This window comes from Agromyces cerinus subsp. cerinus (assembly GCF_900142065.1).
GTDB lineage: Bacteria > Actinomycetota > Actinomycetes > Actinomycetales > Microbacteriaceae > Agromyces > Agromyces cerinus.
Map to the genome: position 1 here is coordinate 480,289 of NZ_FSRJ01000004.1, position 12,787 is coordinate 493,075.

Sequence of the window (12,787 nt, forward strand, 5' to 3'; positions counted from 1 at the left end):
TGCCGCAGTGACGGCGTGCGCCCCTCTAGCGTACCCTGTCGCGCGCCCACGAAGCTGAGAACGCGGAAGCGCCCGGCCTCCGAGTGATCGGAGGCCGGGCGCTCACGTGGCGCGTCTGCCGCTCGGCGCCTAGGCTCCGAGCTCGATGCTGGCACCGGGGATCGCCGCGAGGAGATCCTTCGTGTACTGCTCCTGCGGGCTGTCGAACACCGAGTCGGTGGTCGCCGCCTCGACGATGCGGCCCTTCTGCATCACGCAGACGTGGTCGGCGATGACGCGCACGACCGCGAGGTCGTGCGTGATGAAGAGGTACGTCAGTCCGAGCTCGGCCTGCAGGTCGGCGAGCAGGCGCAGGATCTGCGCCTGCACGAGCACGTCGAGCGCGGACACGGCCTCGTCGAGCACCACGATCTCGGGCTTCAGTGCGAGTGCACGCGCGATCGCGATGCGCTGGCGCTGGCCGCCCGAGAGTTCGTTCGGGTAGCGGCTGATGAGCGTGCGCGGCAGCGAGACCTGGTCGAGCAGCTCGTAGACCCGCTCACGACGCGAGGCGTTGTTGCCGACCTTGTGTGTGAACAACGGCTCCGCGATGGTGTTGCCGATGTTGCGCAGCGGGTTCAGCGAACCGTACGGGTCCTGGAACACCGGCTGCATGCGGCTGCGGAGGTTGAAGAGCTCCTTGCCGGTCACGCTCGCCAGGTCCTTGCCGCCGACGACGATCTTGCCGCTCGTCGCGTCTTCGAGCTTCAGCAGCATCTTCGCGACCGTCGACTTGCCCGATCCGGATTCGCCCACGAGCGCCATGGTGGTGCCCTTGGGGATCTGGAACGAGACCTTGTCGACCGCCGTGAAGTCGCCGGAACCGCGGATCTTGAAGACCTTCGTGAGGTCTTCGACCACGATCGCCGGTGCGGCTTCGGGCGCTGCCGCGAGTGCCTCGGCACGCGCCTCGGCGGTCGCGATCAGGTCGATCGCGTCGCCTGCCGCGTGTGCTGCGTCATCGGCCATCGACGACTCGGCCGCCGAGATCGAACCCGTCGCCTGGATGCGGCGCGAGGCGAGGCTCGGCGCCGCGGCGACGAGTCGCTGCGTGTACGGGTGCTGCGGGTTCTGCAGGATCTCGACCGACGGCCCCGACTCCACGACGCGGCCCTTGTACATGACCACGAGCTGCTCGGCGCGCTCGGCGGCGAGGCCGAGGTCGTGCGTGATGAACAGCAGGGTCGTGCCGAGTTCACGGGTGAGCGACTCGAGGTGGTCGAGGATGACGCGCTGCACCGTGACGTCGAGCGCCGAGGTCGGCTCGTCGGCGATGAGCAGCTGCGGGTTGGCCGCGAGTCCCATGCCGATCAGCACGCGCTGGCGCATGCCGCCCGAGAACTGGTGCGGGAACTGACGCATACGACGATCGGCGTCGCCGAGGCCTGCCTGCTTCAGCACCTGGACGGCGCGCGCCTTGACCTCTTTGCGGCCGGTGGCGATGCCGTTGGCCTTGATGGCCTCCTCGACCTGGAAGCCGATCGACCACACGGGGTTGAGGTTCGACATCGGGTCCTGCGGGACGAAGCCGATCTTGCGGCCGCGAACGACCTCCATGTCCTTCTTCGACGCCTTGGTGAGGTCCTGGCCGTCGAGGAGGATCTGACCGCCCGAGACGTGGCCGGTGCCCGGGAGCAGGTTGATGATCGCGTGCGCGGTCGTCGACTTGCCGGAGCCCGACTCCCCCACGATCGCGAGGCTCTGCCCGCGATAGAGGGTGATGTTGACCCCGTCGACGGCCTTGACGAGACCGTCTTGGGTGTTGAAGCCGACCTGGAGATCCTTGATCTCGAGGAGCGGCCGTTCGGCGCCGGCGGCGCGTTCTGTTTGCACGTTCGATCCGTTCGAAGTCTCGCTCATCGCTGCGCCCTCGCCTTCGGGTCGAGCGCGTCGCGCACGACCTCGCCGAGCATGATGAAGCTCAGCACGGTGATCGACAGTGCGATCGAGGGCAGGATCAGCGTCTGGGGCGCGGTGCGCAGCGAGGTCTGGGCCTGGCTGATGTCGTTGCCCCACGACATGATGTCGGTCGGCAGGCCGACGCCGAGGAACGACAGGGTCGCCTCGGCGACGATCGCGCCGGCGAGCGAGATGGTCGTGATGACGAGCACCGGTGCGATCGAGTTCGGCAGCACGTGACGCAGCAGGATGCGGAATCGCGAGACGCCGAGCGCCGTCGACGCCATGACGAAGTCGGCGTTCTTCACCCGCAGGATCTCGGCTCGCAGCACACGGGCTGTCGCTGGCCACGCGAACAATCCGATCGCGAGCGAGATCACCCACACGTTCCGGTAGGCCGAGAGCACCGACATGATGACGACGGCGGCGAGGATGTAGGGGATCGAGAAGAAGATGTCGCCCAGGCGCGAGAGCACCGAGTCGAGCCATCCGCCGTAGAAGCCCGCGAACGCACCGAAGATGATGCCGAGCACTGCCACCAGGAACGTCACGATGAGGCCGACGGCCAGCGAGGTGGACGTTCCGTGGATGATGCGCGAGTAGATGTCGCAGCCCTGCTTCGTGAACCCGAGCGGGTGGCCCTCGGTCGGACCCGCGTTGCTGTTCGCAAGGAGGCAGTCGTTGTTCGGCGGCGTCTGAGTGAACAGGCCGGGGAACAGCGCGACGACCACGACGAGGAGGATCAGCACGGAGGAGATCCAGAACATCGGGCGCTTGCGCACGTCGTTCCATGCGTCGGTCCACAGGTTCGAGGGCTTGCCCTCGGCCTTGACCGAGTCGATGGCGACGAGCGGCGTCTCTTCCAGCGGAGCGACGTAGTGCTGCTGGTCTGGTCTGGTGTTACTTGGCATAACGGATCCTCGGGTCGAGAACGGCGTACAGGAGATCGACCAGCAGGTTCACCACGAGGTAGATCAGCACCATGATCGTCACGAAGGAGACGACGGTCGGTCCCTCACCTCGGATGATCGCCTGGTAGAGCGTGCGGCCGACGCCGGGCACGTTGAAGATGCCCTCGGTCACCGTCGCGCCGACCATGAGCGTGCCGAAGTCGACGGCGAGGTAGGTGACGACGGGGATGAGGGAGTTGCGCAGGATGTGCACGGGGACGATACGCCCACGGGAGAGGCCCTTGCTCGCAGCAGTGCGAACGAAGTCCTGTCCGTCGGTGTCGATGACCGACGCCCGTGTCAGTCGAACGATCTGGGCGAAGCTGATGGTGGCCAGCACGATGGCCGGCAATATCAAGTCTTGCGTTGGAGCTCCTGGCCCGACCGTGGTTCTGAACCACCCCAGATAGATGCCGAAGAACCACTGCATCACGAACGCGAGCACGAAGATCGGCAGCGAGATCAGGATGAGGCTCACGACGAGCGAGCTCGCGTCGAAGATGCCGCCCTTGCGGAGACCCGAGACGAGGCCGATCGAGATGCCGGCGACCATTTCGAAGAACACGGCCATCGCCGCGAGGCGGAGCGTGACCGGGAACGTGTCCATCAGGATCTCTGAGACCGGCTGACCCGAGAACGAGACACCGAGGTCTCCCGTGAAGATGTTGCCGAGGAAGATCAGGTATTGGACGATGAACGGCTTGTCAAGGTTGTACCGCTCACGAAGGGCTTCGATGACCTGCGGGGGCGGAGTCTTGTCGCCGAACAGCGCGACGATCGGATCGCCGGGCATGGCGAAGACCATGAAATAGATCAGGAATGTGGTGCCGAGCAGGACAGGGATCGCCTGCAGCAGTCGGCGCAGGATATAGCCGGCCATGGATCAGGCCCTGCGTTCTGCGAATGTGGACATGTTGAAAGAAACCTCACCGTTTGCGAGTTCGACTCCACGATGCTACGCCGATCAGGTGAACACCGTGGATACGTGGGAGTGGGGCGGCAGCCTGCTCGGCTGCCGCCCCACGGGCGCCTCAGAGTATAACCCCGAGTCGTCCTTGATCGAGAACTACTCGCTCTTGGTGACCTGGTAGTACAGCGGCACCGAGTTCCAGCCGAACTCGACGTCGTTCACGACCTCGCTCCAAGCGCCGTTCACCGTGGAGTACCACAGCGGGACGGCGGGGAGGTCCTGGAACAGGATCTCCTGTGCAGCCTGGAACTTCTCGTTCGCGGCGGCGATGTCGGTCTCGGCGAGACCCTCCTTCAGGAGCGTGTCGACCTCGGGGTTCGAGTAGTCGCCATCGTTCGAGCCGGCACCGGTTCCGTAGAGCGGGCCGAGGAAGTTGAAGAGCGCCGGGTAGTCCGCCTGCCAGCCCGAACGGAAGGCCGTCTGGATGGTGCGGTCGGTGATCTTCGTGCGCGCCTCAGCGAACGTGGGGTACGGGTCGCCGGCGGCGTCGATGCCCAGGTCGTTCTTCAGGCCGTTCGCCACAGCGTCGACCCAGGCCTGGTGGCCACCGTCAGCGTTGTAGGCGATCTTGAAGGTGCCGTCCCAAGGAGCGATGGCGTCGGCCTGAGCCCACAGCTTCTTCGCCTCTTCGGGGTTGTAGTCGAGCACCTCGGAGCCGGGGATGTCTTCCGAGTAGCCGTCGATGACCGGCGACGTGAAGTCGTGCGCCGGGGTGCGGGTGCCGGCGAAGATCACGTCGGTGATCTCGTCGCGGTTGATCGCCATCGAGATCGCCTGGCGGCGGAGGTTGCCCTCTTCACCCGAGAAGTGCGGCAGACGCGCGGGGATCGTGAACGACTGGAAGATCGCAGCCGCCTGCGTGACCGAACGGTCGCCGAACTCGTCCTGGAAGGTGGCCAGAGCCGAGTCGGGGATCGCGTCGAGCACGTCGAGGTTGCCGCCCTGGAGGTCGGCGTACGCGGCGTCCTGCGAGGCGTAGAAGATGATGTCGAGACCACCGTTGGCCGCCTGGCGGGGGCCATCGTAGTCGGGGTTCACGACGAGGTCGATCTTCTCGTTGTGCTTCCAGGCGCCTTCGCCGTCGAGCATGTACGTGCCGTTGCCGACCGGGTTCTCACCGAACGTGGCGAGGTCTTCGAACGCCGACTCGGGCAGCGGGTAGAAGGCCGAGTAGCCGAGACGCAGCGGGAAGTCCGACTCGGGCTGGTTCAGCTCGACGGTGAACGTGGTGTCATCGACGACCGTGAGGCCCGGAAGCTCGGGAACCGACTCTTCGTAGCTGAAGCCCTTGATGGACTCGAAGAAGTACTGCGAGAGCTGCTCGTTGGCAGTGTCTGCGCCGTAGTTCCACGCGTCGACGAACGAGTTCGCGGTGACGGGCTCGCCGTTCGTGAACTTCTGGTCGGCCTTGAGCTTGATCGTGTAGGTCTGCGCGTCGTCGGTCTCGATGGACTCGGCGACATCGTTGTGCGCAGCGCCCTTGGCGTCGTAGTAGACCAGGCCCGCGAAGATCGCGTCGAGGATCTTGCCGCCACCGACCTCGTTGGTGTTGGTGGGGATCAGCGGGTTCTGGGGCTCGGAGCCGTTGGTCGTGATGACCGCGGTGGCATCGCCAGCAGGGGCCGACGGGTCAGCGCCGCCGCTCGTGCAGCCTGACAGCGTCAATGCGCCGGCGGCAGCAAGAGCAATGGCTGCAACGCCGATTCTCTTGATCTTCAATGTTCCTCCTGTGAGATATGCGACGACAACACGGCTCGTGGCCGCGCTGGAGCGCTGGTAGATCGAGACTATGAACCTCACCTCCGGTAAGCAAACCAGAAGGGCAAACCGTTACCCATGCGCAACCTAGCGACACACGCGCCGCCGGATTTCGTCGCGAATCCGCACGAATGTTGCGTCTGGGCCGCTCATGCGATGATTGCCGCATGTCTTCTGCACGGCGGCTGCGGCTCGAGGTCGTCATCGTGCTCGGACTCTCGCTCGGGGCATCCGCTGTCTACTCGATCGTCTCGATCATCGCGAAGCTCACCGCGGAGACGCCGCTCGGCGAGCAGTCGGTCGCGCTGAACCCCTCTCGCGCGCCCCGTGAATGGCTCGATTTCACGTACCAGTTCCTCGACGTCTTCTTCGGGCTCTTCGCCGTCGCGCTCGTGCTGTACCTGCTCTGGGCGCCCGGGACGAACCCGTTCCGTCGCATCGGCCTCGACCTGACGAGACCGGGTCGCGACGCGGCAGCCGGCGTGCTGCTGGTGCTCGCGATCGGCGTGCCCGGGCTCGCGCTCTACGCGGCCGGCCGCGCACTCGGCCTGACCGTCGCGGTCGAGGCCTCACCCGCCGACTGGCTGTGGTGGACCGTGCCGATCCTCGTATTCCGGGCTCTCGAAGCGGCGCTGACCGAGGAGGTCATCGTCGTCGGCTACCTCTTCACGCGATTCAGGGAGCTCGGCGTCGGCCCGTGGGCGACGATCCTCTCGAGCGCCGTGCTGCGCGGCACCTACCACCTCTACCAGGGCATCGGGCCGTTCTTCGGCAACGTCGCGATGGGCGTCGTCTTCGGCTGGTGCTACCAGCGCTGGGGCCGCACGATGCCGCTCGTCATCGCGCACTGGATCCTCGACGTGGTGTCGTTCGTCGGCTATCCGCTCGCGGTCGGCTGGTGGCCGGGGCTCTTCGCCGTCTCTGCCGGCTGATCCGTTCGCGCGGGCTGATCCGTGCGAAGCGGATGCCGCGTGCGGGTCGTCCTCGGCACGTGCTCGCTGCGGCCGAGCGCGACGACCGTCGTCGGCATCGGCGGCAACGCCTCCTCGGCGGCCTCGACCCTCAGGTCGGAGTCCGTGCCGCGCACACGTGCCAGGTCGAGGCCGCTGCGCCGCGACGGCGTGCAGACGGGCGAGTAGAAGCCCTCGTCGCCGAAGACGCTGCCGCTCGCGAAGTCGGTGATCGACTGGGCTCGGCGCAGGGCCTCGGCCGTGGCCGGGTCGCGTCTCTGGAGGAGGCCGGCTCGCTGTTCGAGCCCGAGGCCGCGACCCGCGAGCACCGAGGTGCCGACGAGCAGCCCCACGAACCCGACGGTCGTGAGCACCGTGATGAGATCGACGGACATCATGCCCCCTCTGCTTCGAGAGAACCCGGGCCCTCCGACAGAACCCGCGGGTAATTTCGAGAGAACCTCAGTGTACTCCCGGGGGCGCTGCTCGGGGTCGCCCTGATCCCTCGATTCGCGGCGCTCGCGAACATGGAGACACCCCTCGAAGCGAGGGTGCACGCCGGGCATCGCCCGCAGGAATCGGAACGGAACCATGTCACTCGCCGCCGCCTTCGCCGCAGGTCACCACTCCGCCCGCGCCACAGACCGCCGCTTCCGCGCGACGGAATCGGAGATCCGCGAGGCGCACGAGCGGGTCACCGCCCGGCGCACCGCCATCGTCGCCGCTCCGTCTCCGACCCGTCGCGAATACACGGAACGCGGCCGCCATGCGGCGCCGCGCCCCGCGTAGCCCGGCACTGGTCAGCCGGCGATCCTCTCCCCAGCGGGGCTCAGCACCCACCAGACCCCGTTCACGCCTTGGCCGTTGACGTCGCCCGCAGCGCTGTCGCCCGCGAAGTAGTAGAGCGGCCAGCCGTTCAGCGTCACCTGCGTCGAGCCGTCGACCCCCGTGATGGTGCCGACCTCACCGGTCACGCCCTCGACCTCGGGGGCATCCGACTCGGTCGTCACCGCGGGCCAGTTGGTCGCGCACTCGCCCTCGCAACTGCTCGCGTCCGCTCCCTGCGTGTCCTTGTCGAACATGTAGACCGTCATGCCCTCGCCGTCGACCACGATCTCTCCGAGATCGGAGTCGGCGGTGGTGAGCGGTGCGCCGGACGATCCGTAGTCCATGTCGGGCGACTCGGTCTCCGCCGAGGTGCCCGCACCGTCGGTGGGCTCCTCCGCGGCGGGGGCCGAGCAGCCCGCGAGTGCCACGATGAGTCCCATGACGGCCAGTCCTGTTGCGATGCGCAGCTTCATGCGTCGTCCTTCTCTCATGCTCAGGGCCGCGGTTGCGACCTCTCCAGAAGCACGAGACGCAGCCACGGATGGTTCAACCGGACCCGGTACCCGCAGCGCCGATCAGTCGAACTCGCTCCGCATGAGCACGTCGCCGCTGCCGATCGCGCGGATCTCGAGCGACGCGATCTCGTCGAGGTCGAGCGCGGCGCCGGCCGAGAGCCGGGCCGCGGCCCCTGGACTCGCCCGCCAGCTCGAGACATCCGTGCGCTCGCCATCGCGACCGACGACGACGAGCGCGTACGGCCAGCCGCCGGCCGGGGCATCGGATGCCTCGGCCTCGGCGTAGCGGCAGTCGAGCTCGATCCTCGTTCCCCACGCGACCTGGGTGAGCGTCGCGGTGGCCGAGAGCGGCACCTCGGCGACGGCCTCGAAGGCGACCGATTCCGAGAGAACGGACGGCCGGGTGAGGGCGAGGGGCACCGCGATCGCGACGATGACGAGGACGGCGGCGGCCGCGGCCGCGGCCGCGGAGGCGACCCACCACGTGCGAGCGCGACGGCGACGTCGGCGGCGATCCTCCAGTCGCACCGCGTCGAGGAGGTCGTCGCGGGGCGCCGGTGCCGGAGCGGAGCCGTCGTCGGGTTCGCGCATGAGCGCCTCGGCGCGCTCGGGGGAGAGCCGCGCGAGGAGGCCCGGCATCGGGGCGAGCTCGGCGACGGATCGCCGGCACAGCTCGCACGACTCGAGGTGCTGCTCGTACTCGCCGCGCTCGACCGGCGAGAGCGCCCCGAGCACGTAGGCGGAGTCCCAATCCGCGAAGCGCGCGTGATCCGCGTTCATCGCGTCACCCCTTTCTCCTGCAGTGCGAGGCGCAGCGCCCGAAGCCCGTAGTGCAGTCGGGACTTCACCGTACCCTCCGGGATGCCGAGCCGCCGTGCGACCTCGGCCACGCTGCATCCGCCGTAGTACGCATGCACGATCACCGCCCGATGCTCGAGGCTCAAGGTCACCAGTGCCTCCTCGACCAGCAGGCTCTCGAACAGGGCGTCGGTCGCGTCGCCCGCCGCGCGCTCGGGCGTCTCGGCGACGCCGATCTCGTGACGACGACGCGCACTGCGCGCCTCGTCGATCACGAGGTTGCGGGCGACCGTGATCATCCACGACCTCGTCGACGCGGGCTCCTGCGCCATGATGCGAGGGCTTCGCCACGCCCGGAGCAGCGTCTCCTGCACGATGTCGTCGGCGCCGGCGGCATCGCCGGTGAGGTGCACCACGTACCGCCACACCGACGGCCCGTGCGCGTCGTAGAGCGCGACCAGACGGCTGTCGTCATCGAGCGGCATCCATCACCTCCTGTCCTCTGCCCTGAGAACGAGAGCGGGCGCCGAATGGTTCATTCGCGGCGACGGTGAACCGGAGCGGCGTGAGCGACGTGTTCTCGTCATGGATGCCACTGATCTCGCACCGCTCGCCTCGGAGGATCTCCTCCAGGTCGCAGGCCTGCCCCTGCACCCGCTCATCGTGCACGCGGTGGTCGTGCTCACGCCACTCACGGTACTCGCCCTGCTGCTCGGCACGTTCTGGCCGGCTGCCCGAAGGCGCCTCGGCATCGTGACCGCGCTCGGAGCGCTCGGCGTGCTCGTGCTCGTGCCCATCACGGTCGCAGCCGGGCAGTCGCTCGCCGCCGTCATCGGCCCGGTCCCCGCCGTCGCGCGGCATCAGCAGTTCGGCGAGATGCTGCTGCCCTGGGCCATCGCGCTCTTCATCGTCGCGGCGGCCCAGTGGGCGTGGTTCCGCTTCGGCGACGAGCGGATGCGCCGGGACTCGCCCGGCGCAGCACGAGCGGCGCGCATCGGCCTCGCGGCGGCATCCGTCGTCGTCGGCGTGGGCACGGCCGTGCTGCTCGTGCTGATCGGAGACTCAGGAGCCCGCGCCGTCTGGGGCGGGCTCCTGAGCTGACCGATCTCGGGGCGATCGCTACGCGAACGCCGTGACTGCAAACGGCGGAAGAGCCGCCGCCGCATCTTCTCGAGGCGCTCGCTACGCGAACGCCTCGACCGGCGGGCAGGCGCACACGAGGTTGCGGTCGCCGAACGCCTGGTCGATGCGGCGCACCGGCACCCAGTACTTGCCGCGCACCAGCGAGTGCACCGGGTACACGGCCTGCTCGCGGGTGTAGGCGTGGGTCCACTCCCCCGCGATGACCGACTCCGCGGTGTGCGGTGCGTTCACGAGCGGGTTGTCGTCGGCGGGCCACTCGCCCGCGGCGACGGCGTCGGCCTCGGCCTTGATCGCGACCATCGCCTCGACGAAGCGCTCGAGCTCGGCCAGGTCCTCCGACTCGGTCGGCTCGATCATGAGCGTGCCCGCGACGGGGAACGACATCGTCGGCGCGTGGAAGCCGTAGTCGACGAGGCGCTTGGCCACGTCGTCGACCGTCACGCCCGTCGCCGCCGTGAGCGGGCGCAGGTCGAGGATGCACTCGTGCGCGACGAGGCCGTTGTCGCCGGTGTAGAGCACGGGGTAGTGCTCGCGCAGGCGCGAGGCCACGAAGTTCGCGGCGAGCACCGCCGAGGCGGTCGCCTGCTTCAGGCCCTCGGAGCCCATCATGCGCACGTAGGCCCACGAGATCGGCAAGATCGACGGGCTGCCGTACGGCGCCGCCGAGACGGGGCCGCCGTCGTGCGTGACGCCCCCCGAGTGGTCGGCGCGCTGGGCCATCGGGTGGCCGGGCAGGTAGGGCGCGAGGTGCGCCTTGGCCGCGACCGGGCCGACGCCGGGGCCGCCGCCGCCGTGCGGGATGCAGAACGTCTTGTGCAGGTTCAGGTGCGACACGTCGCCGCCGAAGTCGCCGAAGCGGGCGAAGCCGAGCAGGGCGTTGAGGTTCGCACCGTCGACGTACACCTGGCCGCCGGCGTCGTGCACGGCCTGCGTGATGGTCTTCACCTCGTGCTCGTAGACGCCGTGCGTCGACGGGTAGGTGATCATGAGGGCCGCGAGGTTCGCGGCGTGCTCGGCGATCTTCGCGCGCAGGTCGTCGAGGTCGACGTTGCCGAGCTCGTCGGTCGCGACGACCACGACGCGCATGCCCGCGAGCACCGCGGATGCCGCGTTGGTGCCGTGCGCGCTCGACGGGATGAGGCACACCGTGCGCTCGGTCTCGCCGTTGGCGTGGTGGTACCCGCGGATCGCGAGGAGGCCGGCGAGCTCGCCCTGGCTGCCCGCGTTCGGCTGCAGCGACACCGTGTCGTATCCGGTGACCTCGGCGAGCCAGGTCTCGAGCTGCTCGATGAGGCCGAGGGTGCCGACGACGTCGGCCTCGGGCGCGAACGGGTGCAGGTTCGCGAACTCGGGCCAGGTGACCGACTGCATCTCGGTCGCGGCGTTGAGCTTCATGGTGCACGAGCCGAGCGGGATCATTCCGCGGTCGAGCGCGTAGTCGCGGTCGGCGAGGGTCTTCAGGTAGCGCATCATCTGCGTCTCGGAGTGGTGCGTGTTGAAGACCGGGTGCTCGAGGTAGCCGCTCGTGCGACGGAGCTCGCCGCTCGCGACGGCGGGCAGGGTCGCCGTCTCGACGACGACCTCGGTGCGCTCGGGCAGCCCGAACGCCTGCGCGACGAGCGAGAGCTCGGCCTCGGTCGTCGTCTCGTCGACGGCGACGTGCACGGTGGCCTCATCGGCCTCCCACACGTTCACGCCGAGGGCGCGGGCGCGCTCGACGATGTTGCCGGCGAGTCCGGGCACGTGCACCCGGATCGTGTCGAAGTACGCGTCGTGCGCGAGGGTGAGGCCGTAGCCGGTCAGCACCCCGGCGAGCGCGGTCGCCTTCGCGGCCGTCGAGACGGCGATGTGACGGATGCCGCGGGGCCCGTGGTAGACCGCGTACATCGACGCCATGACGGCGAGCAGCACCTGCGCGGTGCAGATGTTCGACGTCGCCTTCTCACGGCGGATGTGCTGCTCGCGGGCCTGCAGGGTGAGGCGGTACGCGGGCGCGCCCACGGCGTCCTTCGAGACGCCGACGAGGCGGCCGGGCAGCTGGCGCTCGAGGCCAGTGCGCACGGCCATGTAGCCGGCGTGCGGTCCGCCGAAGCCCATCGGCACGCCGAAGCGCTGCGAGGTGCCGACGGCGACGTCGGCGCCGAGCTCGCCCGGGCTCGTGATGAGCGCGAGGGCCAACAGGTCGGCGGCCACGACAGCGAGGGCGCCCTGCGCCTTCGAGGCGGCGATCACGGATGCCGGGTTCCACACGCGACCCGATGCACCCGGGTACTGCACGAAGAGACCGAAGTGCTCGCCGAAGGCGGCGACATCCGTCTGCTCGTCGAGCGAGGCGACGACGAGCTCGATGCCGACCGCCTCGGAACGCGACTCGAGGAGCGCGAGGGTCTGCGGCAGCACGTCGGCGTCGACGACGAAGCGGTTCGAGGTCGACTTCGAGGCGCGGCGCGCGAGCAGCATGCCCTCGACGACCGCGGTGCCCTCGTCGAGCATCGACGCGTTGGCGGTGTCGAGGCCCGTGAGGTCGGTGACCATCGTCTGGAAGTTGATGAGCGCCTCGAGCCGGCCCTGCGAGATCTCGGGCTGGTACGGCGTGTAGGCGGTGTACCAGCTCGGGTTCTCGAGCACGTTGCGCTGGATGACCGACGGCGTGACCGTGCCGAAGTAGCCGAGGCCGATCATCGAGGTGCGCACGGTGTTCTGCTCGGCGAGCGCCGCGAGCTCTGCGAGCGCCTCCCGCTCGGTGGCGGCGGCGGGGATCGCCGAGTTCAGCACCTCCCCCATGCGGATCGACGTGGGCACCGCGGCGGCCATGAGGGCGTCGAGGGAGTCGTAGCCGAGCTCGGCGAGCATGAGCCCGTGGTCGCTCGGACTGGTGCCGATGTGGCGGCGCCCGAAGGCGTCGAGGTCGAATGCGGAGGAGGTGGGGGTGCTCAT

General features: G+C 68.8%; 12 protein-coding genes. 3 read left to right on the plus strand and 9 right to left on the minus strand.

The genetic code is table 11. The features are described 5' to 3' along the window. Positions 1-129 precede the first annotated feature (129 nt). From BUR99_RS16450 to BUR99_RS16465, 4 genes are all read right to left on the minus strand, one after another. Positions 130-1,899, minus strand: a complete 1,770-nt coding sequence (locus BUR99_RS16450) for a dipeptide ABC transporter ATP-binding protein (RefSeq protein WP_074261426.1) — start codon at positions 1,897-1,899, stop codon at positions 130-132. Further along, on the minus strand, positions 1,896-2,849 hold the full coding sequence (locus BUR99_RS16455; RefSeq protein WP_074261427.1) for an ABC transporter permease: 954 nt from the start codon (positions 2,847-2,849) through the stop codon (positions 1,896-1,898). Before BUR99_RS16455 ends, BUR99_RS16450 begins: the two co-directional genes overlap by 4 nt. Further along, a complete protein-coding gene (locus BUR99_RS16460) occupies positions 2,839-3,768 on the minus strand; it encodes an ABC transporter permease (RefSeq protein WP_074261428.1) in 930 nt (309 codons plus the stop codon). The genes BUR99_RS16455 and BUR99_RS16460 overlap by 11 nt, the downstream gene beginning before the upstream one ends. Before the next feature lie 186 nt (positions 3,769-3,954). Next, positions 3,955-5,577, minus strand: coding sequence for a peptide ABC transporter substrate-binding protein (locus BUR99_RS16465; protein WP_074261429.1), 1,623 nt, complete (start codon positions 5,575-5,577; stop codon positions 3,955-3,957). A 206-nt stretch (positions 5,578-5,783) separates the two neighbouring features. Here BUR99_RS16465 and BUR99_RS16470 point away from each other — a divergent pair, with 206 nt between their 5' ends. Further along, a complete protein-coding gene (locus BUR99_RS16470) occupies positions 5,784-6,548 on the plus strand; it encodes a CPBP family intramembrane glutamic endopeptidase (RefSeq protein WP_084184076.1) in 765 nt (254 codons plus the stop codon). Here BUR99_RS16470 and BUR99_RS16475 read toward each other — a convergent pair. Beyond that, positions 6,494-6,964 carry a hypothetical protein gene (locus BUR99_RS16475; RefSeq protein ID WP_074261431.1) on the minus strand — a complete coding sequence of 157 codons (471 nt, stop codon included), beginning with the start codon at positions 6,962-6,964 and terminating at the stop codon, positions 6,494-6,496. The two genes, BUR99_RS16470 and BUR99_RS16475, sit on opposite strands and share 55 nt — an antisense overlap. 193 nt (positions 6,965-7,157) lie before the next feature. Here BUR99_RS16475 and BUR99_RS16480 point away from each other — a divergent pair, with 193 nt between their 5' ends. Next, a complete protein-coding gene (locus tag BUR99_RS16480; RefSeq protein WP_074261432.1) occupies positions 7,158-7,355 on the plus strand; it encodes a hypothetical protein in 198 nt (65 codons plus the stop codon). Between the two features lie 11 nt (positions 7,356-7,366). On the opposite strand, the gene BUR99_RS16485 is transcribed toward BUR99_RS16480, so the two are convergent. The 3 genes from BUR99_RS16485 to BUR99_RS16495 form a co-directional block, all read right to left on the minus strand. After that, a complete protein-coding gene (locus BUR99_RS16485; protein ID WP_074261433.1) occupies positions 7,367-7,867 on the minus strand; it encodes a COG4315 family predicted lipoprotein in 501 nt (166 codons plus the stop codon). Positions 7,868-7,969: 102 nt separating this feature from the next. Continuing rightward, complete coding sequence (locus BUR99_RS16490; protein WP_074261434.1) at positions 7,970-8,689, minus strand: anti-sigma factor family protein; 720 nt, start codon at positions 8,687-8,689, stop codon at positions 7,970-7,972. Beyond that, on the minus strand, positions 8,686-9,192 hold the full coding sequence (locus BUR99_RS16495; RefSeq protein ID WP_074261435.1) for a sigma-70 family RNA polymerase sigma factor: 507 nt from the start codon (positions 9,190-9,192) through the stop codon (positions 8,686-8,688). Before BUR99_RS16495 ends, BUR99_RS16490 begins: the two co-directional genes overlap by 4 nt. A 100-nt stretch (positions 9,193-9,292) precedes the next feature. Between BUR99_RS16495 and BUR99_RS16500 the strand changes: the two genes are divergently transcribed. Beyond that, positions 9,293-9,808, plus strand: coding sequence for a DUF2231 domain-containing protein (locus BUR99_RS16500; RefSeq protein WP_074261436.1), 516 nt, complete (start codon positions 9,293-9,295; stop codon positions 9,806-9,808). A gap of 81 nt (positions 9,809-9,889) precedes the next feature. On the opposite strand, the gene gcvP is transcribed toward BUR99_RS16500, so the two are convergent. Continuing rightward, positions 9,890-12,787 carry an aminomethyl-transferring glycine dehydrogenase gene (gcvP, locus tag BUR99_RS16505; RefSeq protein ID WP_074261437.1) on the minus strand — a complete coding sequence of 966 codons (2,898 nt, stop codon included), beginning with the start codon at positions 12,785-12,787 and terminating at the stop codon, positions 9,890-9,892.

Excerpts from the sequence above, each read along its gene's own strand:
- BUR99_RS16455 (WP_074261427.1), bottom strand. The coding sequence starts at position 2,849 with ATGCCAAGTAACACCAGACCAGACCAGCAGCACTACGTCGCTCCGCTG.
- BUR99_RS16480 (WP_074261432.1), top strand. The coding sequence starts at position 7,158 with ATGTCACTCGCCGCCGCCTTCGCCGCAGGTCACCACTCCGCCCGCGCC.
- BUR99_RS16485 (WP_074261433.1), bottom strand. The coding sequence starts at position 7,867 with ATGAAGCTGCGCATCGCAACAGGACTGGCCGTCATGGGACTCATCGTG.
- BUR99_RS16470 (WP_084184076.1), top strand. The coding sequence starts at position 5,784 with ATGTCTTCTGCACGGCGGCTGCGGCTCGAGGTCGTCATCGTGCTCGGA.
- BUR99_RS16490 (WP_074261434.1), bottom strand. The coding sequence starts at position 8,689 with ATGAACGCGGATCACGCGCGCTTCGCGGATTGGGACTCCGCCTACGTG.
- BUR99_RS16450 (WP_074261426.1), bottom strand. The coding sequence starts at position 1,899 with ATGAGCGAGACTTCGAACGGATCGAACGTGCAAACAGAACGCGCCGCC.
- gcvP (WP_074261437.1), bottom strand. The coding sequence starts at position 12,787 with ATGAGCACCCCCACCTCCTCCGCATTCGACCTCGACGCCTTCGGGCGC.
- BUR99_RS16475 (WP_074261431.1), bottom strand. The coding sequence starts at position 6,964 with ATGATGTCCGTCGATCTCATCACGGTGCTCACGACCGTCGGGTTCGTG.
- BUR99_RS16500 (WP_074261436.1), top strand. The coding sequence starts at position 9,293 with ATGGATGCCACTGATCTCGCACCGCTCGCCTCGGAGGATCTCCTCCAG.
- BUR99_RS16495 (WP_074261435.1), bottom strand. The coding sequence starts at position 9,192 with ATGCCGCTCGATGACGACAGCCGTCTGGTCGCGCTCTACGACGCGCAC.
- BUR99_RS16460 (WP_074261428.1), bottom strand. The coding sequence starts at position 3,768 with ATGGCCGGCTATATCCTGCGCCGACTGCTGCAGGCGATCCCTGTCCTG.